The 25,363-nt window shown below is 64.2% G+C and carries 17 protein-coding genes; 6 read left to right on the plus strand and 11 right to left on the minus strand.

Annotation, left to right across the window (positions count from 1 at the left end):
* Nucleotides 1-7 precede the first annotated feature (7 nt).
* Nucleotides 8-3,190: an efflux RND transporter permease subunit gene (locus ACZ5YA_RS02870; RefSeq protein ID WP_251880548.1), complete on the plus strand. Its 3,183-nt coding sequence runs from the start codon at nucleotides 8-10 to the stop codon at nucleotides 3,188-3,190.
* Complete coding sequence (gene adeC, locus ACZ5YA_RS02875) at nucleotides 3,187-4,656, plus strand: AdeC/AdeK/OprM family multidrug efflux complex outer membrane factor (RefSeq protein WP_059374389.1); 1,470 nt, start codon at nucleotides 3,187-3,189, stop codon at nucleotides 4,654-4,656. Before ACZ5YA_RS02870 ends, adeC begins: the two co-directional genes overlap by 4 nt.
* 65 nt (nucleotides 4,657-4,721) lie before the next feature.
* Here the strand turns inward: adeC and ACZ5YA_RS02880 are convergent, their stop codons facing one another.
* Together ACZ5YA_RS02880 and ACZ5YA_RS02885 are read right to left on the minus strand one after the other, a co-directional pair.
* Nucleotides 4,722-4,973, minus strand: coding sequence for a GlsB/YeaQ/YmgE family stress response membrane protein (locus ACZ5YA_RS02880; RefSeq protein WP_013393352.1), 252 nt, complete (start codon nucleotides 4,971-4,973; stop codon nucleotides 4,722-4,724).
* 122 nt (nucleotides 4,974-5,095) lie between these two features.
* Entirely contained in the window at nucleotides 5,096-5,710 is a 615-nt protein-coding gene (locus ACZ5YA_RS02885) for an SCO family protein (protein WP_059374390.1), read from the minus strand.
* Nucleotides 5,711-5,952: 242 nt separating this feature from the next.
* Here ACZ5YA_RS02885 and ACZ5YA_RS02890 point away from each other — a divergent pair, with 242 nt between their 5' ends.
* Complete coding sequence (locus ACZ5YA_RS02890; protein ID WP_251880544.1) at nucleotides 5,953-6,708, plus strand: class I SAM-dependent methyltransferase; 756 nt, start codon at nucleotides 5,953-5,955, stop codon at nucleotides 6,706-6,708.
* A 51-nt stretch (nucleotides 6,709-6,759) separates the two neighbouring features.
* Here ACZ5YA_RS02890 and ACZ5YA_RS02895 read toward each other — a convergent pair whose 3' ends face one another.
* The 4 genes from ACZ5YA_RS02895 to ACZ5YA_RS02910 form a co-directional block, all read right to left on the minus strand.
* Entirely contained in the window at nucleotides 6,760-8,826 is a 2,067-nt protein-coding gene (locus ACZ5YA_RS02895; protein WP_118933565.1) for a M3 family metallopeptidase, read from the minus strand.
* A gap of 126 nt (nucleotides 8,827-8,952) precedes the next feature.
* A complete protein-coding gene (gene folD / locus ACZ5YA_RS02900) occupies nucleotides 8,953-9,804 on the minus strand; it encodes a bifunctional methylenetetrahydrofolate dehydrogenase/methenyltetrahydrofolate cyclohydrolase FolD (RefSeq protein ID WP_118933566.1) in 852 nt (283 codons plus the stop codon).
* Between the two features lie 55 nt (nucleotides 9,805-9,859).
* On the minus strand, nucleotides 9,860-10,486 hold the full coding sequence (locus ACZ5YA_RS02905) for a response regulator transcription factor (protein WP_054456641.1): 627 nt from the start codon (nucleotides 10,484-10,486) through the stop codon (nucleotides 9,860-9,862).
* Nucleotides 10,483-12,237, minus strand: a complete 1,755-nt coding sequence (locus ACZ5YA_RS02910) for a PAS domain-containing sensor histidine kinase (protein WP_059374396.1) — start codon at nucleotides 12,235-12,237, stop codon at nucleotides 10,483-10,485. Before ACZ5YA_RS02910 ends, ACZ5YA_RS02905 begins: the two co-directional genes overlap by 4 nt.
* Nucleotides 12,238-12,587: 350 nt before the next feature.
* Between ACZ5YA_RS02910 and aceE the strand changes: the two genes are divergently transcribed.
* From aceE to lpdA, 3 genes are read left to right on the plus strand one after another with little or no spacing between them, the layout of a single operon-like run.
* Nucleotides 12,588-15,296, plus strand: a complete 2,709-nt coding sequence (gene aceE, locus ACZ5YA_RS02915; RefSeq protein ID WP_464091986.1) for a pyruvate dehydrogenase (acetyl-transferring), homodimeric type — start codon at nucleotides 12,588-12,590, stop codon at nucleotides 15,294-15,296.
* A gap of 12 nt (nucleotides 15,297-15,308) precedes the next feature.
* Complete coding sequence (gene aceF, locus ACZ5YA_RS02920; protein WP_464091987.1) at nucleotides 15,309-16,958, plus strand: dihydrolipoyllysine-residue acetyltransferase; 1,650 nt, start codon at nucleotides 15,309-15,311, stop codon at nucleotides 16,956-16,958.
* Between the two features lie 12 nt (nucleotides 16,959-16,970).
* Nucleotides 16,971-18,746 (plus strand): dihydrolipoyl dehydrogenase, encoded by a 1,776-nt coding sequence (lpdA, locus tag ACZ5YA_RS02925; protein WP_419343113.1) that lies wholly within the window; start codon nucleotides 16,971-16,973, stop codon nucleotides 18,744-18,746.
* Between the two features lie 90 nt (nucleotides 18,747-18,836).
* Here the strand turns inward: lpdA and ACZ5YA_RS02930 are convergent, their stop codons facing one another.
* The 5 genes from ACZ5YA_RS02930 to ACZ5YA_RS02950 all read right to left on the minus strand — a co-directional run bounded on the left by ACZ5YA_RS02930 (nucleotide 18,837) and on the right by ACZ5YA_RS02950 (nucleotide 25,007).
* Nucleotides 18,837-19,031: a YjfB family protein gene (locus ACZ5YA_RS02930; RefSeq protein WP_118934073.1), complete on the minus strand. Its 195-nt coding sequence runs from the start codon at nucleotides 19,029-19,031 to the stop codon at nucleotides 18,837-18,839.
* A gap of 220 nt (nucleotides 19,032-19,251) precedes the next feature.
* The gene (locus ACZ5YA_RS02935) at nucleotides 19,252-20,049 is read right to left on the minus strand and encodes a hypothetical protein (RefSeq protein ID WP_464091988.1); all 798 of its coding nucleotides are present in this window, start codon (nucleotides 20,047-20,049) and stop codon (nucleotides 19,252-19,254) included.
* A gap of 412 nt (nucleotides 20,050-20,461) precedes the next feature.
* Entirely contained in the window at nucleotides 20,462-22,225 is a 1,764-nt protein-coding gene (locus tag ACZ5YA_RS02940) for a flagellin N-terminal helical domain-containing protein (protein WP_464091989.1), read from the minus strand.
* Nucleotides 22,226-22,478: 253 nt separating this feature from the next.
* The gene (locus tag ACZ5YA_RS02945; protein ID WP_464091990.1) at nucleotides 22,479-24,083 is read right to left on the minus strand and encodes a methyltransferase regulatory domain-containing protein; all 1,605 of its coding nucleotides are present in this window, start codon (nucleotides 24,081-24,083) and stop codon (nucleotides 22,479-22,481) included.
* Nucleotides 24,084-24,251: 168 nt separating this feature from the next.
* Complete coding sequence (locus ACZ5YA_RS02950; protein ID WP_464091991.1) at nucleotides 24,252-25,007, minus strand: RNA polymerase sigma factor FliA; 756 nt, start codon at nucleotides 25,005-25,007, stop codon at nucleotides 24,252-24,254.
* Between the last annotated feature and the right edge of the window lie 356 nt (nucleotides 25,008-25,363).

Genomic DNA, 25,363 nt, shown 5'->3' on the forward strand with positions numbered 1-25,363 from the left:
GCCTTGCATGGCAAAGTTTTTTATCGATAGACCGGTCTTCGCATGGGTGATCGCGATCGTGCTGATGATGGCCGGCGCGCTGTCCATCCTGAAGCTGCCGGTCTCCCAATACCCCAACATCGCGCCGCCAGCCATCGGCATTGCGGTGACCTACCCGGGCGCTTCCGCGCAGACCGTGCAGGACACCGTGGTGCAGGTGATCGAGCAGCAGATGAACGGCCTGGATGGCCTGCAGTACATCTCCTCGGAAAGCAACTCCGACGGCAGCATGTCCATCACCCTGACCTTCACGCAGGGCACCAACCCTGATACCGCGCAGGTCCAGGTGCAGAACAAGCTGTCGCTGGCGCAGCCGCTCTTGCCGCAGGAAGTGCAGCAGCAGGGCATTCGCGTCACCAAGGCCACCAAGAACTTCCTGATCGTGGCGGGCTTCGTGTCCACCGACGGCTCGATGACCAAGGACGACCTGGCCGACTATGTCGCCTCCTATGTCCAGGATCCCATCAGCCGCACGCAGGGCGTGGGCGACTTCCAGCTGTTCGGCTCGCAGTATGCGATGCGCATCTGGCTGGATCCCGCCAAGCTCGTCAACTACGGCCTGACCACGGTCGACGTGGTGGCGGCGATCAAGGAACAGAACGTGCAGGTGTCGTCCGGCCAGCTGGGCGGCCTGCCGTCCGTGCGCGGCCAGCAACTGAACGCCACCATCATCGGGCCGTCGCGCCTGGAGAAGGCGGAAGACTTCGGCCGCATCCTGCTCAAGGTCAACGCCGACGGCTCGCAAGTGCGCCTGGGCGACGTGTCCTCCATCGAACTGGGCGGGCAGACCTACGCCATCGACAGCTTCTACAACGGCAAGCCGGCCTCGGGCCTCGCGGTCAAGCTGGCGCCGGGCGCCAACGCGCTGGATACGGCCCAGGCGGTGCGCGACACCATCAACAACCTGAAGCCTTACTTCCCGCCGGGCATGGACGTCGTCTATCCGTACGACACCACGCCGTTCGTCAGCCTGTCGATCCACGAGGTGTTCAAGACGCTGATCGAGGCCATCATCCTGGTCTTCCTGGTGATGTACCTGTTCCTGCAGAACTTCCGCGCCACCATCATTCCCACCCTGGCGGTGCCGGTGGTGCTGTTGGGCACGTTCGGCGTGCTGGCGGCGTTCGGTTATTCCATCAATACCCTGACCATGTTCGGCATGGTGCTGGCCATCGGCCTGCTGGTGGACGACGCCATCGTGGTGGTGGAAAACGTCGAGCGCGTGATGGCCGAAGAGGGCTTGTCGCCCAAGCAGGCCACCCGGAAGTCCATGTCGCAGATCACCGGCGCCCTGATCGGCATCGCCATGGTGCTGGCGGCCGTGTTCATTCCCATGGCCTTCTTCGGCGGTTCCACGGGCGTGATCTACCGCCAGTTCTCCATCACCATCGTGTCCTCCATGGTGCTGTCGGTGATCGTGGCCATCGTGTTCACGCCGGCCTTGTGCGCGACCTTGCTCAAGCCCATCCCCAAGGGCCATCATGGTTCCAAGAAGGGTTTCTTCGGCTGGTTCAACCGCGCGTTCGACCGCAGCAGCCACGGCTATGCCAATACCGTCGCTCGCGGCCTGAACCGCACCAAACGCCTGATGGTGGTGTACCTGGCGCTGGTTATCGCCATGGGCTGGATGTTCACCCGCATCCCGACCGCGTTCCTGCCGGACGAGGACCAGGGCATTCTGTTCGCCCAGATCCAGACGCCTGCCGGCGCGACGGCGGAAAGCACCAAGGCCGTCATCGACGACGCCACCAAGTATCTGCTGACCGAGGAAAAGGACGCAGTCACCTCGGTGTTCGCCGTCAACGGCTTCAACTTCGGCGGCCGCGGCCAGAACGCGTCCATCCTGTTCATCAAGCTGCGCGACTGGGAAGAACGCGGCGACGCGCGTCTGAAGGCCGGCGCCGTGGCGGGACGGGCCAACGCGCACTTCCGCAAGACGGAGCGCCGTGCGCAATTGTTCGTGGTGCCGCCGCCGTCCGTGATGGAACTGGGCAACGTCACCGGCTTCGACTTCCAGTTGATGGACCGCGCGGGCGTGGGCCATGAGCGGCTGCTTGCCGCGCGCAACCAGCTGCTGGGCGAAGCCGCCAAGAGTCCGGTCCTGCAGGGCGTGCGCCCCAACGGCATCGAAGACGCGCCGCAGTATCAGCTGGACATCGACCGCGAGAAGGCGCGCGCCCTGGGCGTGGCCGTCTCGGACATCAACAGCACGCTGGCCACGGCCTGGGGTTCGTCGTACGTCAACGACTTCATCGACCGCGGCCGCGTGAAGAAGGTGTTCGCGCAGGGCGAGGCGTCGTCGCGCATGCTGCCGGAAGACCTGAACAAATGGTACGTGCGCAACAAAGAGGGCGACATGGTGCCGTTCTCGGCCTTCGCCAAGGCCACCTGGAGCTACGGCCCGCAAAAGCTGAACCGCTATAACGGCGTGCCGTCGTACAACATCCAGGGCCAGGCGGCGCCGGGCTACAGCTCGGGCGCGGCCATGGAGGAAATGGAACGCCTGGCGAGCAAGTTGCCGGTGGGCGTGGGCTTTGAATGGACCGGGCTGTCGTTCGAAGAACGCCTGTCCGGCGCCCAGGCGCCCGCGCTCTACGCGATTTCGCTGATCGTGGTGTTCCTGTGCCTGGCTGCGCTGTACGAAAGCTGGACCATCCCGTCGGCGGTGATGCTGGTGGTGCCGTTGGGCATCATCGGGGCCTTGCTCGCCACCATGATGCGGGGCTTGTCCAACGACGTGTACTTCCAGGTGGGCCTGCTCACAACCATCGGTCTCGCGGCCAAGAACGCCATCCTGATCGTGGAGTTCGCCAAGGAGCACTACGAGCATGGCGCCAGCCTGACGGAATCGGCCATCCACGCCGCGCGGCAGCGCCTGCGTCCCATCCTGATGACGTCGCTGGCGTTCATCCTGGGCGTGACGCCGCTGGCGATCTCGTCGGGGGCGGGTTCGGGCAGCCAGAACGCCATCGGCACGGGCGTGATCGGCGGCATGCTGACCGGCACCTTCCTGGCCATCTTCTTTGTTCCGGCCTTCTTCGTGATCATGCTGCGCGTCTTCAAGGTCAAGCGCATGAGCGAAAACGTCGACGAGCACGACACCAGCGCCAACGGCACGCAGGGCGTCTCGACGGAGGGCCAACCGCAATGACATTCCCGATGAGAACCTTGCTGTCTGTTTCCCTGGCGGCGGCCCTGGCGGGCTGCTCGCTGGCCCCCACCTACGAACGGCCGGACGCGCCGATCGATGCGGCCTATCCCACGGGTCCGTCCTACCAGGCGGCCCAACCCGCCGACGCGGGCGGCCTGATGACGGCCGATATCGGCTGGCGCGATTTCTTCGGCTCGGATCCGCTGCTGCAACAGCTGATCGAACAGTCCTTGGCGAACAACCGCGACCTGCGCGTGGCGGCCCTGAACGTAGAGGCGGCGCGCGCCCAGTACCGCATCCAGCGCGCCGACCTGATGCCCAGCATCGGCATCGCCGGCCAGGAATCGGCCCAGCGCTCGCCGGCCGACTTGTCGGCCAGCGGCCGCGCCACCACCAGCCACAGCTACCAGGTCGGCGCCGCCATGTCGGCCTGGGAGCTGGACCTGTTCGGCCGCATCCGCAGCCTGAGCGACAAGGCGCTGGAATCCTATCTGGCGCTGGATGAAACCCGCACTGCGACCCAGCTGACGCTGATCGCCGAAGTGGCCAATGCCTACCTGACCCTGCGCGCCGACCAGGAACTCGTCGGCCTGACGCGCGACACGCTCAAGAGCCAGCAGGATTCCTTCAAGCTCACGCAGCAGAGCTACGACCAGGGCCTGTCCACGGCGCTGGACCTGAGCCAGGCGGAAGTGTCGCTGCGCACCGCCGAGCGCAACCTGTCGCAATACACGCGCCAGGCCGCGCAGGACCGCAACGCGCTGGTCCTGCTGGTGGGCCAGCCGCTGTCGCCCGAGCTGACGGCGGCGCTGGACAACGCCGTCCAGCTCGACGATGGCATGTTGCCGACCACCTTGCCCGCCGGCCTTCCGTCGGACCTGCTGGCCCGCCGCCCGGACATCCGCGCGGCCGAGCACCAGTTGAAGGGCGCCAACGCCAATATCGGCGCGGCGCGCGCCGCCTTCTTCCCGACCATCAGCCTGACGGGCTCGGCCGGCACCGCCAGCGCCAGCCTGGGCGGGCTGTTCGAAGGCGGCTCGGGCGCCTGGAGCTTCGTGCCCCAGATCACCGTGCCGATCTTCGCGGGCGGCTCGCTGCTTGCCGGCCTGGATCTGGCCAAGGTGCAGAAGAACATCCAGGTCGCGCAGTACGAGAAGTCGATCCAGACGGGGTTCCGCGAAGTGGCGGACGCCCTGGCCGGACGCGGCACCCTGGACGAGCAAATCCAGGCGCAGCGGCTCCTGGTAGCCGCCAACCAGCGCGCCTACGACGCGTCGGACCAGCGTTTCCGCCAGGGTATCGATGACTACCTGAGCGTGCTGGATTCGCAGCGTTCGCTGTACACCGCGCAGCAGGCGCTGGTGGATACGCGCCGGGCCAGGCTGTCCAATCTCGTCACCCTGTACAAGGTGCTGGGCGGCGGCTGGACCGAACGCACGGCGACCGCGCAGGCCCAGCAGCAGTAAGGGCAGGCGAAAAAAACGGGCCGATCTTTCGATCGGCCCGTTTTCATTTCAGGTCCAGCAGAACGTCAAGCGCGTTTCTTGGCGATCAGGCCAACCACGAACAGCACGACGATCGCGCCGACGACCGATCCGATCCACCCGGCGGGTTCGCCCGGCGCGTACCAGCCCAGCGATTGGCCCAGGAAGCCGGCGACGACCGAACCGACGATACCCAGGATGGTGGTCATGATGATCCCCATGTTCTGGTCTCCGGGCATGATGGCGCGGGCGATCAGGCCCACGACGAACCCGACGATGATCATGATGATTATGCTCATGCGCGTACTCCTTGCTGGAAGTAAAAGGGGGCAGTGTGGCTAGATGATACTCACGCCCCGCGCACAGCGGCTGTAACAACTGGTGTATGGGGCGCGTGGGCAACATCGCGCCCTGCTGGCGCTCAGGAAGTCAGGTCGATCAACTGGCGCACGTCCTTGGTCATGGCCTCGATGCTGTCGGTATCCGAAGCCAGCAAGCGCGCCTTGCCGTCCTTGTCGAATATATACACGCCGCGGCTGTGCGTGACTTCGTACATATCGGCGTCGTCCCCGGGGCGCGGCTTCTCGATCTGGTAGGCCACGCGGTAGCGGCGCGCCAGGTCGGCGATCTGCTTTTCATCGCCGGTCACGCCGATGGCGTTGTTGTTGAAGGCGTTGACGTAGGCCTGCAGGATGTCCGGCGTGTCGCGGTGCGGGTCCACGCTGACGAACAGGATGCGCACGTCGCGGGCCTTGTCGCCCAGGTTCTGCAGCACGGCCGTCAACTGCGCCATGGTGGTGGGGCAGACGTCCGGGCAACTGGCGTAGCCGAAGAACAGCAGCACGGTCTTGCCCTTCAAATCGTCGCTGCTGACCATCTTGCCGCCCGCGCCAGGCAGGGAGAACTTCAGGTCGGGCAGGTGCCCCTTCACGTTGTACAGGGTCCAATCGACGTTCCTGTCGCCGCAGGCAGCGAGAAACACGCACAGGGTCAGCAGCAGGCTGCGCAGGGCGCGGCCGGAAATGAGGTGTCGCATGAGTCCAAGGGCCGGTAGGGGGTAAACCTTTTGATTCTACCCGCAAGCCGCGGGCAGGGCGCAGCGGGCAAGGGGCGCCAACTTGGGGGCGGCTTGTCCTGGCGCAAGCCGCGGGGCCGCCCCGCCCACTTGTAAAGCTTTGTCTAGTTATTGTTTGGAAGTGGCGAATTCTCCAGACCGGGTGCCATGGCTGCCGCTACATTCAGGGCCGTGTCAGATTTCAAGATCTAGAGGCGCCACATATGGACATGCCGGTCAGGAATTCCTTGGGCTATCCCTACTATCCGTACTACCCCGTCGTGCTCGACATCCTGCGCAGCCGCCTGGCGGATTCCGTGCTGGACGCGCCTTGCGGATTGGGCTGGCTGGGCGACATGCTGCCCGCCGCCAGCGGCCGGCAGGTCGATATCGATGGCGTGGGTCTGTGGGAGTTTCCGCCGGCGGACGGCGGCTACCGCCAGGTGGCGGAGCACGACCTGGAAACGCCATTGACGGTTTCCGCTGCCTACGATGCCGTGGTCTGCTGCGAGGCGATCCACTTGCTGACCAACCCCGGCGTGCTGATGCAGAGCTTTTATCGCGCGCTGCGGCCGGGCGGCACGCTGATCGTCACCACGCCTAACACCTGGTACTTCCGTTCGCGCCTGCAGTTCCTGCTGCGCGGCTTTCATTCGGGGTTCCGGCCCATGGTCGGACGGCAGCGTGGCGAGGATTACGTCACATACTTTCCGTGGAGCTTTCCGCAGTTGCATCTGCTGTTCAAGCACTACGGCTACACCGACATCACCTTGCACGACGTGGACGAGAACAAGCCCAAGCGCATGGCGGAGCATGTGCTGGCCGTGCCGTCCCGGCTCTACTACGGCCGCAGGCTCAAGCAGGCGCAGGACGAGGAAAGCCGTCGCTACTGGAAGCAGGCCGGTTCCGACCAGTCCGTGCACGGGCGCTGGCTGGTGATGTCGGCGCGCCGGCCGGTGGACGATTCCGCCGCGGCATAGAAAACGGCCCGCCAGGGCGGGCCGTCGGATTGCGCGCGGAGGCGCGGACGCTCAGGCAGGCGTCATGCCGCTATGGCGCAGCAGGGCGTCGATGCGCGGCGCGCGCCCGCGGAAGGCGGCGAAGGACTCTGCCGCCGGGCGCGATCCGCCCACGGCCAGCACCTCGCGGCGGAAGCGTGCGCCCGTTTCGGGATCCAGCGTGCCCAGCGCGTTGCCGGCCTGACGGGCCGCCGCCTCTTCGAAGGCTTCGTAGGCGTCGGCCGACAGCACCTCCGCCCACTTGTAGCTGTAATAGCCCGCGCCGTAGCCGCCCGCGAACAGGTGCGAGAAGGCGTGCGGCAGGCGGTGCCAGGCGGGCGGGAACAGCACGGCCACTTCCTGGCGCACTTCCTGCAGCAGGGCCAGCACTTCGGCAATCGACGCGCCCTGGGCGCGGTCATGCATCAGCATGTCGAACAGCGCGAACTCGATCTGGCGCACGGTCTGCATGCCGCTCTGGTAATTGCGGGCGGCGACCAGGCGGTCATACAGCGCGCGCGGCAGGGGCTCGCCCGTGTCGACGTGGGCGGACAGCTTCTGCACCACCGCCCATTCCCAGCAGAAGTTCTCCATGAACTGCGAGGGCAGTTCGATGGCGTCCCATTCGACGCTGGCGAAGGCCGCGGCGCCGGGTTCGTCCACTTCGGACAGCAGGGCGTGCAGCGCATGGCCGGTCTCATGGAACAGCGTGATGACGTCGTCATGCGTCAGGACGGCCGGCTTGTCGCCGTTGGGGCGCGAGAAATTGCAGGTCAGGTAGGCGATGGGCGTCTGCACCTTGCCAGCCACGACGCGGCGCGTGCGTTCGCTGTCGACCCAGGCGCCGCTCTGCTTGCCGGCGCGGGCGTACAGGTCCAGGTACAGATAACCAATGAGTTCGCCCTTGGGGCTTTCCACGCGCACGCCGCGCACGTCGCCATGCCAGGACGAGACGGGCGTTTCCGCCAGGCGCACGTCGAACAGGGTCTCGATGACCTCGAACAGGCCGGACAGCACGCGCGGTTCGGTGAAATACTGCTTCACCTCGTCTTCGGAATAGGCATAGCGCGATTCGCGCAGGCGCTCGGAAGCGTAGGCCACGTCCCAGGGCTGCAGGTCGTCCAGGCCCAGCTCGCCGGTGGCGTAGGCTTTCAGCTCCGCCAGGTCGCGCTGGGCGTAGGGCTTGGCGCGCGCGGCCAGGTCGCGCAGGAATACGGTGACTTCCTGCGCGTCGCGCGCCATGCGCGTTTGCAGGCGCAGCGCGGCGAAGGTGCCCAGGCCGAGCAGGCCGGCTTCTTCGGCGCGCAGGGACAGCAGCTCTTCGATGAGCGGCGAATTGTCGAACTTGCCATCGCCGTGTTCCGACGCCACGGTGCCGTAGCCGCGGTACAGCGCTTCGCGCAGCGTACGGTCCTGGGCATACTGCATCACGGGCAGGTAGCACGGCATCTTCAGCGTCAGCTTCCAGCCCGGCTTGCCGTCTTCCTCGGCCGCGGCGCGGGCGGCGGCCCGCACGTCGGCCGGAATGCCTGCCAGGCGGGCCTCGTCCTCGACCAGCAGCGACCAGGCGTCGATCGAGTCCAGCACGTTTTCGGAGAATTTCTGCGAGGCCTGGGCCTCGCGGTCGGAAATGGCGGCGTAGCGTTCGCGGTCGGCGCCTTGCAGCTCCACGCCGCTCAGGCGGAAGTCGCGCAGGGCCATTTCCACGATGCGGCGGCGCACCGGCGTCCAGGACGCGAAATCGGGGGCGGCGGCCAGGCGCTGGTACTGCTTGTACAGGCCTTCGTGCAGGCCAACCCAGGTGGAGAATTCGGTCACCAGGGGCAGGGCGGCGTTATACGCTTCGCGCAGCTCCGGGGTGTTGACCACGGCATTCAGGTGGCCGGCGACCGACCAGGCGCGCCACAGGCGTTCCGAGGCGGTATCCAGCGGCTCAACCACGGCTTCCCAGGTGGGCGCCAGCGCAGGGTCGGCGGCGCGGTCCACGGCCAGGCGGGCGATGCCCAGCAGCTCCTCGACTGCCGGCACGATGTGTCCGGGTTTGACGGCCGCATAGTCGACGAGGTCGGAAACAGGGGCGAGCAGGGGATTCTGGGACATGGCGGTAGCGGCGGGAATAGGGACAAGAATCAGTTTGGGGCGATTCGCCGGAATGCAAGTGCGATGGGCGCGGCGCGGGAGTTCTGGCAGAAGAACTCCCGCGCCGCGCCCATGACATGCAAAGTATCAGCCTGCGGCGCGTTCCGCGGCTTCGATGGTGTTGACCAGCAGCATGGCGATGGTCATGGGACCCACGCCGCCCGGAACGGGGGTGATGGCGCCCGCCACTTCCTTGGCCGAGGCGAAGTCCACGTCGCCGCACAGCTTGCCGTCAGCGCCGCGGTTGATGCCCACGTCGATGACGACTGCGCCGGGCTTGATCATCGAACCGTCGATCATGCCGGGCTTGCCGGTGGCGACCACCAGCACGTCGGCGCGGCGGGTCTGGGCCGCCAGGTCGCGCGTCTTGGAATTGCAGATGGTGATGGTGGCGCCGGCCTGCAGCAGCAGCATCGCCATGGGCTTGCCGACGATGTTGCTCGCGCCCACGATCACGGCTTCGGCACCACGCAGCGTCACGCCTTCCGATTCCAGCATCTTCATCACGCCATAGGGCGTGCAGGGGCGGAACAGGGGCTGGCCGGTCATGAGCAGGCCGGCGTTGCTGATATGGAAGCCGTCCACGTCCTTCTCGGCCGCGATGGCTTCGATGACCTTGTGGGAGTCCATGTGCTTGGGCAGCGGCAACTGCACCAGGATGCCGTGGATGGTCGGGTCCTGGTTCAGGATGGCGATGCGGGCCAGCAGCTCGGCCTCGGTCATGTCCGCGGGGTACTGTTCCTTGACGGAATGCAGGCCGGCCTTTTCGCAGGCCGCTACCTTATTGCGGACGTACACCTGGGAAGCGGGGTCTTCACCCACCAGCACCACGGCCAGGCCGGGGCGGGTGCCCTTGGCGGCCAGGGCCGCAACGCGTTGGGCAGCTTCTTCGCGAATGCGCGCCGACAGGGCCGCGCCGTCGATAATCCTTGCAGTCATTCGGCGGCCTCCGCGCTACGCGCTGCGGTATTCGCCTTGGGATCGGCCCGGCGGCTCATGCCGTCGCCTCGGGTTTGGCCAAGGCCACTTTCATCAAATCAGCTACGGTGGTCACTTCAAGTTTTTCCATGATGTTGGCGCGGTGCGCCTCTACGGTCTTGATGCTGATGCCCAGGTCGTCGGCGATCTGCTTGTTCAAGCGGCCCGCGACGATGCGCTCCAGCACCTGCTGCTCGCGCGCGGTCAGGCGCGCCAGCATGGCTTCGTGGTCTTTCTGGGCCTGGTGCTTGCTCACGCGTTGCGTGGCTTGCTCCAGCATGCGCGCCACGATCTCGCGCAAATCGGATTCATTGAACGGCTTTTCCAGGAAGTCGACCGCGCCTTTCTTCATGGTGGACACGGCCATCGGCACGTCGCCGTGGCCGGTGATGAACACGATGGGCAGCGGGGCATTGCGGGCGATCAACTGTTCCTGCAGTTCCAGGCCGCTCATGCCGGGCATGCGCACGTCGGCGATCAGCACGCCGATCTGGCTGGCGTCGTAGTCTTCCAGGAAGGACTCGCCGCTGGCGTAGGCGCGAACGCGATAGCCATTGGCCTCCAATAGCCAGCGCAGCGAATCGCGGACCGCTTCGTCGTCGTCAACAATGAAAACCGTGCTCGACAGGTGGGGCGTGTTCATGCGTGCAACTCCTCGGACTGATCGTTCTGGGCCTGCGACTGGGGTGCAGCGCAGGGCAGGGTAAAGCGGAAAATGGTGCCGCCGGCGGGATTGGGATCCGCCCACAAGCGGCCATGGTGCGATTCAATAATGGTACGGCAGATGTTCAGCCCCATGCCCAGGCCCTGGGTCTTGGTGCTGAAGAAGGGTTCGAACAGGCGTTCGGGTTCGGCCAGGCCGTGGCCGCGGTCCACGACCGCGACCTCGATGTGCTGTTCGTGCAGGATCACGGCGACCTTGAGTTCGTCGGATTCGCTGTTTTCCATGGCCTCCAGCCCGTTCTTCAGCAGGTTCAACAGCACCTGCTCGATCAGGATGGGGTCGGCCAGCACGTCCGGCGCGTTCGATGGCACAAAGCGGTCGATGCGGATGCGGCGCTTGCGGGCGTCGATCTCGGCGAAGCCGATGGCATTGTCGACGATCCGGCTGATGGTCACGCGCTGGCGGCGGGGCTCGCTGCGCTTCACGAATTCGCGGATGCGGCTGATGATCTTGCCGGCGCGCTCGGCCTGCGAGGCGGCCTTTTCCAGGGCCGGCAGCAGCATGTTGGGGCTGGTGTGGCCGGCCTTGACCAGGGCGACCGCGCCCATGCTGTAGTTGGCGATGGCGGTCAGCGGCTGGTTCAGTTCATGCGCCAGCGAGGAGGCCATTTCGCCCATGGTGGTCAGGCGGCTGGTGAGCTGGATCTTTTCCTGCTGCACGCGCGAGGCTTCCTCGTGCACGCGGCGCTCGGTGATGTCGCGCGCCACCTGCATGCGCACGCGGCGGCCATCGGTCCAGGCCAGCATGCGGTGGTGCACTTCGAACCAGCGCTGAACCGAGGGCGCGAAGACTTCGACGGATTCGTCGGTGAAGCGGCCGCGGCGGCCGGCCAGCAGCTCGTCGTGGCCGCCGGTCTGCGCGCCGAACACGCGGCGGTAGGTGCGGTTGGCGAACAGCAGCTCCAGGCCGTCGTGGGTGTCGGCGGTGACCGAGATGGCGTCGTCCAGGCCTTCCAGTACCGTCATGAAGCGTTCGTGCGCGGCGGTCAGGGCCTCGCGGATGCGCTTGGGCTCGGTGATGTCGGTCATGGAGGTCATCCAGCCGATCTGGTTGCCGTTCGGGTCCAGCAGCGGGGACACGTACATCCGCGCCGTGAAACGCGAACCGTCGCGGCGCTGCGCCTCGACTTCCAGGCCGCTGCTGGGCGTCTTGCCGGACATCAGCACGTCCAGGGTGTGCTGATGCTGTTCGTGGCGACCCGGCACCCAATAAGGGAAGGGCGGGCTGCGGCCGATCAGGTCGGCCTCGTTCCAGCCGATCATGCGGCAGAAGGCCGGATTCACGTAGGCGATGCGGCCTTCCATGTCCAGCACCCGCATGCCCGTGGACATGGAGTTCTCCATGGCGCGGCGGAAGCCCGTCTCGGCGATCAGGGCGGCTTCGGCCGCCGAGCGGAAACGGGTATAGCGCCACAGCATCAGCAGGCTGATGACGATCACACAGGACAGGGCCAGCACCACCCAGATCAGGCGCTGCTGGCGCATTTCCTGGTCGATGGTGACAAACATGACGCTGTCGTCATGGATGCGTTGCAGCCAGAAGAACACCGCCATCACACAGATATAGAGGATCAGCACCATGGCTGGCGTGACCCAGTACACCCCGCGTCGGCGAGTGCGGGCGTGATCGTGGAATGGCGTAGGAATATTGGACTTGGGCGCGCTGGACATGGAATTCGGGCCGGATAGACCGCGCATTTTAGTGCGTGTTGGCAGGGATTTGCCGGGAATCGACTCGTCCTTTTGGAGTCCCTGGGTAAAAGTATGACGCCAAAGCGTTCAGCTTGCTTTAAATTTTTCGTATTATGAAATGCCGTACCGCAACATGAAATTTTGCTTGCGACCGGTTAACCTTCTTTCTTAGAATGCCCGCTGATAGGGAACCGACCCAGTAGCAGGTCTCTAGAACAACCCGACCCCATGCCTTGCATGGTAGCCCGGATGATCCCGGCTACCATGCAAGGTCCGCGAGTAGATAAGTAAGCGGGTGCGGTCACGAACAATCCAACAGGAGACACACGATGTCCTCTTACGCCCAGGCTGGCGCCGTACAGGCTGCCAACGACGAAGACACCCTTGAAACCCAGGAGTGGCTCGAAGCCCTGGCGGCTGTCCTTGATCGTGAAGGACCGCAGCGCGCCCACTATCTGCTCGAACGCCTGATCGACGAAGCCCGCCGTTCCGGCGCGCATATCCCGTTCTCGCCCAACACCGCCTACGTCAACACGATTCCCCCCGGCCTGGAGCCGGCCCACCCGGGCAACCTGGAGCTGGAATCGCGCATCCGCTCGTACGTGCGCTGGAACGCCATGGCCATGGTGGTCAAGGCCAACAAGCACAACCCGCCGGACGGCGGCGACCTGGGCGGCCACATCGCCTCCTTCGCCTCGCTGGCCACCATGATCGGCTGCGGCCAGAACCACTTCTGGCACGCCGAAGACGAAAACCACGGCGGCGACCTGGTCTACTTCCAGGGCCACACCTCGCCCGGCATGTACGGCCGCGCCTACCTCGAAGGCCGCCTGACCGAAGACCAGCTGAACCACTTCCGCCAGGAAGTGGACGGCAAGGGCCTGTCCTCGTACCCGCATCCGAAGCTGATGCCGGACTTCTGGCAGTTCCCGACGGTGTCGATGGGCCTGGGCCCGCTGATGGCCATCTACCAGGCCCGCTTCCTGAAGTACCTGCACGCCCGCGGCATCGCCGACACCAGCAAGCGCAAGGTCTGGGTGTTCTGCGGCGACGGCGAAATGGACGAACCCGAATCGCTGGGCGCCATCGCCCTGGCTGCCCGCGAAAAGCTGGACAACCTGATCTTCGTCATCAACTGCAACCTGCAGCGCCTGGACGGTCCGGTGCGCGGCAACGGCAAGATCATCCAGGAACTCGAAGGCGACTTCCGCGGCTCGGGCTGGAACGTGATCAAGCTGATCTGGGGCGGCTACTGGGATCCGCTGCTGGCGCACGACAAGGAAGGCATCCTGCGCAAGATCATGGAAGACACCGTCGACGGCGAGTACCAGGCGTACAAGGCCAACGACGGCAAGTTCGTGCGCGAACACTTCTTCGGCAAGCATCCGAAGCTGCTGGAAGCCGTGTCGCGCATGAGCGACGAAGACATCTGGCGCCTGAACCGCGGCGGCCATGACCCGCACAAGGTGTACGCCGCGTTCAACGCCGCCGCCACCCACGAGGGCCAGCCCACCGTCATCCTGGCCAAGACCATCAAGGGCTACGGCATGGGCCACGTCGGCCAGGCCAAGAACCCGACCCACCAGCAGAAGAAGCTGGAGCTGGACTCGATCCGCGAATTCCGCGACCGTTTCGGCATCCCCATTCCGGACGACCAGCTGGCCGACCTGCCGTACTTCAAGCCGGCCGAAGACTCGCCCGAAATGAAGTACCTGCACGAGCGCCGCGCCGCGCTGGGAGGCTATCTGCCGCGCCGCCGCGCCAAGGCCGACGAACATCTCAAGGCCCCGGCCCTGGACGCCTTCAAGGCCGTGCTGGAACCCACCGCCGAAGGCCGTGAAATCTCCACCACCCAAGCCTTCGTGCGTATCCTGAACCAGGTGCTGCGCGACAAGGAACTGGGTCCGCGCGTCGTGCCGATCCTGGCCGACGAATCGCGTACCTTCGGCATGGAAGGCCTGTTCCGCCAGATCGGCATCTACGCGCCGGAAGGCCAGAAGTACACCCCGGTCGACAAGGACCAGGTCATGTACTACAAGGAAGCGGCCGACGGCCAGCTCCTGCAGGAAGGCATCAACGAAGCGGGCGCGATGAGCTCCTGGATTGCGGCGGCCACGTCGTACTCCTCGAACAACCGCATCATGATCCCGTTCTTCATCTGCTACTCGATGTTCGGGTTCCAGCGCATCGGCGACCTGGCCTGGGCCGCCGGCGACATGCAGGCGCGCGGCTTCCTCCTGGGCGGCACCGCCGGGCGCACCACGCTCAACGGCGAAGGCCTGCAGCACGAAGACGGCCACAGCCACATCCTGGCGTCCACCATCCCGAACTGCGTCTCGTACGACCCGACCTTCGGCCACGAACTGGCCGTGATCATCCAGCATGGCTTGAAGCGCATGGTGGAAGACCAGGAAAACGTCTACTACTACCTGACGGTGATGAACGAAAACTACCCGCAGCCCGGTCTGACCCAGGGCGACGAGGAAGGCATCATCAAGGGCATGTACAAGCTCAAGTCGCACGGCAAGGGCAAGAACCGCGTGCAGCTGATGGGCTCGGGCACCATCCTGCGCGAAGTCATGGCCGCGCAAGAACTGCTGGAAGCCGACTGGGGCGTGGCTTCGGACCTCTGGAGCGTCACCAGCTTCACGGAACTGCGCCGCAACGGCCTGGACGCCGAACGCCACAACATGCTGCACCCCGACGAAAAGAAGCCGCAGGTGGCTTACGTCACGGAACAGCTGGCCAAGACGGAAGGCCCGATCATCGCGTCGACCGACTACATGAAGCTCTTCGCCGACCAGATCCGCCCGTTCGTGCCCAAGGGCCGCGAATACAAGGTGCTGGGCACCGACGGTTTTGGCCGCTCGGATTTCCGCTCGAAGCTGCGCGAGCACTTCGAAGTGGACCGCCACTTCGTCGTGGTCGCCGCGCTGCGCGCGCTGGCCGACGAAGGCAAGGTGCCGGTTGCCAAGGTGGCTGAAGCCATCAAGAAGTACGGCATCAATCCGAACAAAGCCAACCCGCAATACGCCTGAGGGTAAAGAGACATGAGCAACATCGTGCAAATCAAGGTTCCCGACATCGGCGACTTCAAGGAAGTGGAAGTCATCGAAGTGCTGGTGGCGGTGGGCGACACGATCAAGGCCGAACAAAGCCTGATCACGGTCGAATCCGACAAGGCCTCGATGGAGATCCCCGCGTCGCAAGGCGGCGTGGTGAAGTCGATCAGCGTCAAGGTGGGCGACAAGGTTGCCGAAGGCACGGTCGTGCTGGAAGTGGAAGCGTCGGGCGCGGGCGAAGCTGCGGCCCCCGCGGCCGCGCCGGCCAAGGAAGAGGCTCCCAAGGCCGAAGCCAAGGCTGCCGCGCAGCCGGCCGCTGCCGCCGCTGCGCCGGCCGCCTCCAGCGGTCCGGTGAACATCGAAGTGCCCGACATCGGCGACTTCAAGGAAGTCGAAGTCATCGAAGTCATGGTCGCGGTGGGCGACACCATCAAGGCCGAGCAAAGCCTGATCACCGTCGAGTCCGACAAGGCCTCGATGGAAATCCCCGCCTCGCAAGGCGGCGTGGTCAAGGAAGTGAAGGTCAAGGTCGGCGACAAGGTCGCCAAGGGCTCGGTCGTGGTCGTGGTGGAGGGCGCCGCACCCGCTGCCGCCGCGGCCCCGGCCCCGGCCGCCAAGGCGGAAGCCGCTGCCGCGCCCGCCGCCAAGACCGAAGCGCCTGCGCCCGCCGCGCAGCGTCCGGCTCCGGCCGCCGCGCTCGAAGACGCCAACCTCAAGCCGGGCCAGCTGCCGCACGCGTCGCCCTCGGTGCGCAAGTTCGCGCGCGAACTGGGCGTCAACCTGAGCAAGGTCAAGGGCTCCGGTCCCAAGGACCGCATCACCGCCGACGACGTGCGCGGCTTCGTCAAGCAGGCGCTCGCCGCCGGTCCGGTGGCCGCTACGGGCGGTTCGGCCGATGGCGCCGCGCTGGGCCTGTTGCCGTGGCCCAAGATCGACTTCACCAAGTTCGGCCCGATCGAAGCCAAGCCGCTGTCGCGCATCAAGAAGATCTCCGGCGCGAACCTGCACCGCAACTGGGTCATGATCCCGCACGTCACCAACAACGACGAAGCGGACATCACCGACCTGGAAGCGCTGCGCGTCACGCTGAACAAGGAAAACGAGAAGTCGGGCATCAAGGTCACGATGCTGGCCTTCCTGATCAAGGCCGTGGTCGCGGCCCTGAAGAAGTTCCCCGAGTTCAACGCCTCGCTGGACGGCGACAACCTGGTGCTCAAGCAGTACTACCACATCGGCTTCGCCGCCGACACGCCCAATGGGCTGGTAGTGCCGGTGATCCGCGATGCCGACAAGAAGGGCATCCTGCAGATCGCCCAGGAAATGACCGACCTGTCCAAGAAGGCGCGCGACGGCAAGATCTCGCCCGCCGAAATGCAGGGCGGCTGCTTCTCGATCTCGTCCCTGGGCGGCATCGGCGGCACCTCGTTCACACCCATCATCAACGCCCCTGAAGTGGCGATCCTGGGCGTGTCGCGCTCCGCGCACAAGCCCGTGTGGGACGGCAAGCAGTTCGTGCCGCGCCTGATCGTGCCGCTGTCGCTGTCGTACGACCACCGCGTCATCGACGGCGCCTCCGCCGCGCGCTTCAACGCCTATCTGGGCGCCTTGCTGGCCGACTTCCGCCGCATCGCGCTGTAAACGGGGAGCCCCATGAGCAATACCGTTCAAATCAAAGTGCCGGACATCGGCGACTTCAAGGAAGTGGAAGTCATCGAAGTGCTGGTGGCGGTGGGCGACACGATCAAGGCTGAACAAAGCCTGATCACCGTCGAGTCCGACAAGGCCTCCATGGAAATCCCCGCGTCGCAGGGCGGCGTGGTGAAGTCCATCAACGTGAAGGTCGGCGACAAGGTCGCCGAAGGCACGGTCGTGCTGGAAGTGGAAGCTGCAGCGGGTGCCGCAGCCGCCGCCGCGCCTGCCGCCAAGGAAGCCCCCAAGGCCGCCGAGGCGCCCAAGCAGGCTGCCGCGGCGCCTGCCGCCGCGCCCGCCGCGGCCAGCTTCAAGGGCTCGGCCGACGGCGAGTACGACATGCTGGTGCTGGGCGCCGGCCCCGGCGGCTACTCCGCCGCCTTCCGCGCCGCCGACCTGGGCCTGTCCGTGGTCCTGGTGGAACGCTACGACACGCTGGGCGGCGTCTGCCTGAACGTCGGCTGCATTCCGTCCAAGGCGCTGCTGCACAACGCCGCCGTCATCGACGAAGCCCGCGAACTGGCCGCCCACGGCATCAGCTTCGGCGAGCCCAAGATCGACCTGGACAAGCTGCGCGGCTACAAGGACAGCGTGGTCGCCAAGCTGACCGGTGGCCTGGCCGGCATGGCCAAGGCGCGCAAGGTCACCGTGGTGCATGGCGTGGGCGAGTTCGCCGACGCCAACCACCTGACCGTCAAGGCCGCCGACGGCAAGACCCAGACCCTGCGCTTCAAGCAGGCCATCATCGCCGCCGGCAGCCAGTCGGTGAAGCTGCCGTTCCTGCCCCAGGACGACCGCATCGTCGACTCCACCGGCGCCTTGCTGCTGCGTGAAGTCCCCAAGAAGATGCTCATCATCGGCGGCGGCATCATCGGCCTGGAAATGGGCACGGTGTACTCCACGCTGGGTGCGCGCCTGGACGTGGTCGAAATGCTGGACGGCCTGATGCAGGGCGCCGACCGCGACCTGGTCAAGGTATGGCAGAAGAAGAACGCCTACCGCTTCGACAACATCATGTTGAAGACCAAGACCGTGGGTGCCGAAGCCAAGAAGGATGGCATCTACGTCAGCTTCGAAGGCGAAGGCGCGCCCAAGGAGCCGCAGCGCTACGACCTGGTTCTCCAGGCAGTGGGCCGCAGCCCCAACGGCAAGAAAATCGGCGCTGACAAGGCTGGCATTGCCGTGACCGACCGCGGCTTCATCGAGGTCGATCGCCAGATGCGCACCAACGTGCCGCACATCTACGCCATCGGCGACATCGTCGGCCAGCCCATGCTGGCGCACAAGGCCGTGCACGAAGGCCACGTCGCCGCCGAAGCCGCCGCAGGCCAGAAGTCCTTCTTCGACGCCCGCGTCATTCCGTCGGTGGCCTACACCGATCCGGAAGTGGCCTGGGTCGGCTTGACCGAAGACGAGGCCAAGAAGCAGGGCATCAAGATCGAGAAGGGCGTGTTCCCCTGGGCCGCCTCCGGCCGCGCCATCGCCAATGGCCGCGACGAAGGCTTCACCAAGCTCATCTTTGACGCTGAAACGCATCGCATCCTGGGCGGCAGCATCGTCGGCACCCACGCCGGCGACCTGATCAGCGAACTGGCCCTGGCCGTGGAGATGGGCGCCGACGTCGTCGACATCGCCAAGACCATCCACCCGCACCCGACCCTGGGTGAATCGGTGGGCATGGCTGCCGAAGTCGCCGAAGGCGTCTGCACCGACTTGCCGCCGATGAAGAAGAAGTAAGAGGCGCGGCGGCCATGCCGCCCGTGCAAAGCAAAAGCGCCGGCCCTGGACAGGGACCGGCGCTTTTTCTTGTGCGCTTGGGTGTGACGTTCAGGCGTGCGTATCGATGCGCGAACCCAGTGTCGCGTCCACGGCCAGCGCGGGCAGGGATTGCATCAGCGTCAGGGCGGTATCCGCTTGCGCATTGATGGCTTTCTTCAGCACGCGGGCCTGCACTTCCTGCATGACATTCGCGTCCTGCAAAGCCAGGGCGTTATTGACGGTGTTGCTGATCGATGCGTCCATGCTCGGGGTGTCCTAGTGTGTGGATGGTGATTCAGGCCGACAGTGGATTATCGCGTGGACGGCGGCGCAATGCACGGAATTCGTGGCTGCGTAACCTGATATTCATGCAGCGACGGCGATACCCGGATCCAGCAACACGTTAGCCCTGCCTGGGGGATGTTCCTTGTCATTGCGTGCTTCTGCCGGACTCGTACTGGCCCAATATGCAAGCCCTGGCGCCTCACGGCCGGGTAGGACATTCCTTGACGGTGCCCCAGGCGCGATTAGGCTCGCAGAATTGCGTGCGCGCGGCCCAGGAACAGTCGGGGCGTTCAAAGAAACCGAGCGTTGCACAACGCGCCAGCTCGCTCTTCAGCTCGTCGACCCAGGCCATGGGGTCTTCTGCGGGTATCTCGGTTACACGCAGGGTGGACCTGGGAGTGGCGTCCGCCTCGTCCGTCGTGCTTGCTGCCGCGCGCGGCGCCGTTGCGTGCTCGGGCTGCGCAGGGGGGGCAGATTGAGATTCGGCAGACGTGGGCTCTGAGGCGGAGTGGGATCTAGACTGGGGTTCTGCCGAGTCCGAACCCGAATTCGAACCTGGACCGGGATCGGAACCCGGAACGGGTACTGGCGTCGCCGCAGGCGTCAGTTGTTGCTGACTGAGCGCGGGTTCTGTGTGCGGAGGTGGAGCGGGCGTCAGGGGGACTCGTACCGGACCGGCAGCCGTGGCGCCGGAAACGGTCGTGTTCGGTGAACTCCACGAAACCACCAACAGCACCAGCGCGCCGTAGATCGCCAGCGTGTAGAGCACGGTCAATGTGGCATAGCCGACACGTTTGCCGGTAATCGGCCGCGCGTCTTCGCGTCCCACCAGGGCGCGCCAGCTGACCAGCGCGGCGCCAGGCGCGGAAATCAGCCACCAGAACAGCCGCCGCAGCGGACCGGGTTCCTGTGGTGGGGGAGTGGCCTGCGCCTGCGCAACTAGCAATTCACGCAGAGCGCGGTTCTCTTCGCGCAGACGCAAGGTCTGCTCGTCCATCGGCGCCTGGGTATCGGGATCCGTGGTGCTGCCGTGCTGCGTAGCGAGTGGATCGGGAGGCGTCGCGGTCATCTTGTGAAAAATATAGATACAAAAACGTGCAAGCGCGAGTATGAGGCAATCGGAAGAAGTGAAAAAGGGGAATAGTCTGAAAAAAATGGGCTTGATTGGGACTCGGACGACGAGAGGATCAGCGACACGCCCGCAACCGCCTTGCGCGGCTGCGCCGCCATGCCGGTAAGGGACGGCGGGGCTGGCGGGAGGAGTAAGTCACGCATCCCCCGAAAAGAAACAAGCCGGCGTATGCCGGCTTGTTGGTCTCGACGAGGGCGTGAGGGCCCTCGGTCGGTATCGGGAGGGCAGGGCCTTGCGGGGCCCTGCGTCTGCCCGACCGTCAGGCGTTGCGGCGTGATTAACGCAGCAGCGACAGAACGGTTTGCGGCACTTGGTTGGCTTGCGCCAGAACCGAGGTACCAGCTTGCTGGAGGATCTGAGCCTTCGACATGTTCGACACTTCCGTGGCGTAGTCCGCGTCTTGAATACGCGAGCGAGCCGACGACAGGTTGTTCACGACGTTGTTCAGGTTGGCGATCGTCGATTCCAGACGGTTCTGCACGGCACCCAGTTCACCCGTCAGCTTGTCCAGCTTGGTGAAGGCAGCGTCCAGGATCTTCAGCGGGTCGGTAGTCTTGTCGCCCTTGCTGGTGGTTTCGAAGGTCATCGTGCCGTTAGCGCCGATGTACAGCTGCTTGCCGTAGTTGGCGGCATTTTGATCAACTGCCGAAGTGGTTCCGCCAATGGTCGTCGTGCCGCCAGCGATCGAATTGATCTTGCCGGAAATTTGATCAAATTGATAAACGCTGGTGTACGACTGGATGTCCGTCAATTGTCCCTTGCTATCGACTTGAATGGTATCGGTAGCCGCGCCCGTCTTGGTAACGGCACCGCTCGCAAGGATGTCGAGGGTATTCGACAACAATCCTTGACCCATCTTGACCGTCGACGTCGCGCCGGCAGCAGCGATCTTGGACAGGACGACGTCCTTAGAGGCGGTCGCGTTGTTGGTAATCGTGTCATCGCCACCGTTCTTGTAGGTGGTATTGCCAATCGTCAGGCTAGCCGTACCAGCCGTCGCGCCGCTCCCGGTGCCAGCAGTTTTGTCGGCCATGTACGCCGTCAGATCTGACAGTTTGGCTTGCGAATAGGGCGTGCCCGACGAGCCGTTGTCCGTGCTGACCAAGTTGCCCTTGGTATCGGAGTAAAGTTTATTGCCGTTGACGTCGGTGATATTGCCATTGCCGTCAATCTTGATCGAGACCGACTGGGTGCTATTGGTGTAGGTCGCCGTTATCGGAGTGTTGCCAATTTGCGATTGAATGCTGGTATTCAGGGCCGTAGTGTTGGCACCCTTCGTGGTAACGGCTTGATAGTCGTAATTGTCGTTCTTGGCGTTGTAGGTGTACGTAACGCCTCCAGCAGTCACGCTGTCGCCATCCTTGAATTGACCCAGCACGTCGGCGGCTTTCGCGGCAGTGTTGGTGGTCGTCACCGTGTACTTGTTGACGTTTGCGCCGGTGCCTGCTACGACGTTGGGGCCGGTCATGTCGTTCACGTTGGCGGCACGATTGTCGATAACGCCGGAGCCGTTCACGTTGAAGCCATTCAGACCCAGCGTCTTGACGCTGATTTCCGACAGGTTGATCGTGATCGTTTCGCCGTCATTGGCGCCGACTTGCAGCGTCAGGGGCTTGGCCGAACCCGACAGAACCTTCACGCCGTTGAAGTCGGTTTGCTGCGAGATGCGGTCGATGTCCGACAGACGCTGGTTGATTTCGTCTTGCATCGAGTTCAGCTGTTCTTGCGAGTAGCTGCCGTTCGAAGCTTGCACCGACAGTTCGCGCACGCGCTGCAAGTGGGTGTTGATTTCGCCAGCGGCGCCTTCCGTCGTCTGGGCCAGCGAGATACCGTCGTTGGCGTTGCGGGCGGCTTGGGTCAGACCCTTGACGTTCGCGGTGAAGCGGTTGGCAATGGCCATACCGGCGGCGTCGTCCTTGGCGCTGTTGATGCGCAGGCCCGACGACAGGCGTTCGATGGCGGTACCCAGGGCGGACTGGGACTTGTTCAGGTTGTTTTGAGCAACCAGCGACAGGTAGTTGGTATTGATGACTGCAGCCATGTTTAGGCTCCCAAGGAGAGAAAGGCTTCTTCAAACCGGGCAGCTAGGCCGCCCAACTGTAACGAGAAGGTATCGACGTTGTTGCTGAAACTCTTCCGTTGCCAGGATAACGACAGCCTCAAACCAATCTTTAGGCCAAATTTGCGAAGGCCGCACGATTTATTGATTTGGCCTTTTTATGCGGGCTTTCAGCGAAACGGAGGCTCAAGGCCTCCGTCAGCGTGTTACAGGATGGAGCTGGGTAGGGCTGCGCTTATCGCAGCAGCCCTTGGCCACGCAAACCCGCCAGCACGTCGTTCAACAAGGTTTGGGCCACTGGTTCAAGGTTGCGAACCCGTTTCATCGATTTGCCGGAAGGATGGGCAATATCGCCTGCCGCCAAGGCATCGCGAACCAGAGTGCGCAGATCGGAAGTGGAGTGTTTCCCGTCGATGTGGCGGATGATGAACTGAGCGGCCTCGTCGCTGGGTAGCTGCGCGTTTTGATGCCAGAGGTTATACAGGCCTACGGGCAGGTTGCCGTTGGCGGCGCGATCGCGCAGATGTTCCAGTCCTGGGATCCACTCGGGCTTGGGCGCGGAGGCATCGTAGGCGACGCGCTCGAATCGATACTCAAGCGCGTTGACGTTCAACAAGGTTATCAGGTGGTTGAGGACGAGTTCGCTCAGTTGGTCGGGCGGCGTGGCTTTTTTTGCCTTCGCCCGGGCGGCTTCCAGGAGGTCGCCGTACGCAAGGGGTTGGGGCCAGGCGTCACGGAGCGCATCGGCGACCGCGACGAAGGTCGGTTCGATCGAGCCTATGCCGGTGCCTGCCGTGGTGCGGTAGTGGCGCTCTTTCTGGCGAGCATTGGCGGGAGACTTTTGTGCAAAAAGGCGTGCCGCCAGATGCATGCTTTCGAATGCGTTGGCTTCCGGGCGTTCCAGTATGGCGCCGGCCCTGTCTGCATGGACCAGAAGGCTCTTTCGAAATTGACGGCCAATGGCAAAGTCCAGATATTGTTCCCGCATTTCCCGAGCTGCATCAGCAGACAGGGCGTTTTGCAAGATGGCGACGTTGTCGCCGTAGTTGGATGCAATCGAGGACTGGGGTTCGGCGTCGGCCAGATATGCCAGACCCGCTTCCTGTGCTGCGGCAACAAATTCCAGGAAGTAGCACGGCGCGTTGACGGCTTCCAGGTGTTCGTGCATCAGGTAATAGTCGGACTGCTTGCGCAGTTGGCGTACCGCCTGTTGCAAGGCGGAGCCCATGGGATTGCCGCTGGATAGCCCATGTTCCAGCATGCCAAGCACATCCTTGGCCCGCTTAAGGCGTTCCTGCGGGCCATTGGCGCCAAAGCTATTCAGAATCATCGCATCCCGGACGATGTCCGATGCCTTCCAGCCCGGGTACGTGTTGTAGCTGATGTACGCGACGCCCTCGGGCGTCAGATTTTCGCGGCATACGCGCATAATGGCCTGCCGTACTTCGGGAGGCACCCAACTGAAGACGCCGTGGACGATGATGTAGTCGAACTGGCCGAATTCCGGGGTGATGTCGGTGATGCTCATGCCCCGCAGTTCGAGATTCTGCAGCCCCATCGCCTTGACGATGGATTGTCCCGCCTGGACCTGCTGGGGCGACAGATCAATGCCGACGATGTGGGCGTCTGGGTGGGCGACAGCGAAGGGCAACAGATTGCCCCCGGCCGCACATCCCAATTCCAGCACGCGAGCATTCTCTACCGGAGGGGCACTTAGTCCATATAGCGCCGCGATCGCCCGCAAGCGTCCCGGTGCACTGATCGAGAAAGCGTTCGATTGATAGGGGGTCTCGTCGTAGGCGTCGGAGAGAACCTGGGTGAGCACATCGGTGTCGGACATGGAAATTCCTGGGCTTGATGGGGCTGAACCGACGTCTTCATCATGGGCGGTTCAAGTCATGAATGTTGCAGGCTACCCGCAATGGTTCGCGGGAAATGGGAGGAATAGGGCGGAAATTCGGTCGGATATCCGCCAGGCAAGGCATGGCGCCGCTGTCCAGCTCTCGGACTAAATCACCTGTGCGATCTGCCCCTCCTGGGGCAACTCCTGCCACGCCTGTTCCTTCAGCTTCGCGCGTATCCGCGCCGTCGCCTGCGACCTCAGCTGACACACCCGCGCCTCGGTCACATTCAGGATCGCGCCGATTTCCTTCAGGTTCAGTCCCTGCTCGTAACACAGCGACAGCAGCAATTTTTCGCGCTCGGGTAGGGCGTCAATGGCGTGGATCAACGCCTGACGGAAGTCGCCGGCCAGGAGCGAATCCAGCGGGTTGCCGCCGGCCGCCCCATGGTTCAGGGTGGCGGCCCAGTCCGATTGGCCGCCGGCGGAGTCGGGCTCGGTGGCGAAATCTTCGTAATGCACGATCTGCACGCCCTGGGCGTCGTGCAGCAGCGTCTGGTATTCGTCCAGCGGCATGGCCAATTGTTGCGCGATCTCGGCTTCGCTCGGGGCGCGCATCAAACGTTGTTCGAGTTGCTGGATGGCCTGTTCGATCTTGCGCGCCTTGGCGCGGACGCTGCGCGGCAGCCAATCCTGGCCGCGGAGTTCGTCCAGCATCGCGCCGCGGATGCGGGTGGTGGCGTAGGTCTCGAATTGGGCGTCGGCCGTTTCCTGGTAGCGGCGCACGGCATCGAGCAGGCCGATCATGCCGGCCTGGATCAGGTCGTCGAGCTCTACGCTGGCGGGTAGCCGGGCGAGCAATTGCAGGGCCAGCTTCCGCACTAGCGGGGCATATTCGACCAGGCTGTCATCTGCGTGAGGCATTGCGGGAGTGTCGGGCGGTGTCCATCGTGGCGCGTTGTCTGTTGTTGTCAATTTGCGACATTGTCGACAAACGCGCGGCGGTGCTGAAGCTAGGTGGAATTAGTGATCTGCAAGCTGTCATTGTCGGCAAACAACACCGTTTCATTCCTCAAAGTACGCAATGTTTTGAATGCTTATTTGCCAAATTGACGTAAAGTTGGCTGAAATTTATATGTCAAGGTGTATCGGAAACGGCAAGTTGCGCAACATCAACAAAGTTTTGTCATATAAGTCATAGAAAATGACATCAGCTGTGGTAAATTTTACTTAAATTGCGAACAAATGATACATTTCGCATCAAAGCGGAATGCATCGAA

The organism is Achromobacter sp. JCM 18799 (assembly GCF_055395645.1).

Coding starts and splice junctions, on each gene's coding strand:
- ACZ5YA_RS02870 (WP_251880548.1), top strand. CDS start 8: ATGGCAAAGTTTTTTATCGATAGACCGGTCTTCGCATGGGTGATCGCG.
- adeC (WP_059374389.1), top strand. CDS start 3,187: ATGACATTCCCGATGAGAACCTTGCTGTCTGTTTCCCTGGCGGCGGCC.
- ACZ5YA_RS02880 (WP_013393352.1), bottom strand. CDS start 4,973: ATGAGCATAATCATCATGATCATCGTCGGGTTCGTCGTGGGCCTGATC.
- ACZ5YA_RS02885 (WP_059374390.1), bottom strand. CDS start 5,710: ATGCGACACCTCATTTCCGGCCGCGCCCTGCGCAGCCTGCTGCTGACC.
- ACZ5YA_RS02890 (WP_251880544.1), top strand. CDS start 5,953: ATGGACATGCCGGTCAGGAATTCCTTGGGCTATCCCTACTATCCGTAC.
- ACZ5YA_RS02895 (WP_118933565.1), bottom strand. CDS start 8,826: ATGTCCCAGAATCCCCTGCTCGCCCCTGTTTCCGACCTCGTCGACTAT.
- folD (WP_118933566.1), bottom strand. CDS start 9,804: ATGACTGCAAGGATTATCGACGGCGCGGCCCTGTCGGCGCGCATTCGC.
- ACZ5YA_RS02905 (WP_054456641.1), bottom strand. CDS start 10,486: ATGAACACGCCCCACCTGTCGAGCACGGTTTTCATTGTTGACGACGAC.
- ACZ5YA_RS02910 (WP_059374396.1), bottom strand. CDS start 12,237: ATGTCCAGCGCGCCCAAGTCCAATATTCCTACGCCATTCCACGATCAC.
- aceE (WP_464091986.1), top strand. CDS start 12,588: ATGTCCTCTTACGCCCAGGCTGGCGCCGTACAGGCTGCCAACGACGAA.
- aceF (WP_464091987.1), top strand. CDS start 15,309: ATGAGCAACATCGTGCAAATCAAGGTTCCCGACATCGGCGACTTCAAG.
- lpdA (WP_419343113.1), top strand. CDS start 16,971: ATGAGCAATACCGTTCAAATCAAAGTGCCGGACATCGGCGACTTCAAG.
- ACZ5YA_RS02930 (WP_118934073.1), bottom strand. CDS start 19,031: ATGGACGCATCGATCAGCAACACCGTCAATAACGCCCTGGCTTTGCAG.
- ACZ5YA_RS02935 (WP_464091988.1), bottom strand. CDS start 20,049: ATGGACGAGCAGACCTTGCGTCTGCGCGAAGAGAACCGCGCTCTGCGT.
- ACZ5YA_RS02940 (WP_464091989.1), bottom strand. CDS start 22,225: ATGGCTGCAGTCATCAATACCAACTACCTGTCGCTGGTTGCTCAAAAC.
- ACZ5YA_RS02945 (WP_464091990.1), bottom strand. CDS start 24,083: ATGTCCGACACCGATGTGCTCACCCAGGTTCTCTCCGACGCCTACGAC.
- ACZ5YA_RS02950 (WP_464091991.1), bottom strand. CDS start 25,007: ATGCCTCACGCAGATGACAGCCTGGTCGAATATGCCCCGCTAGTGCGG.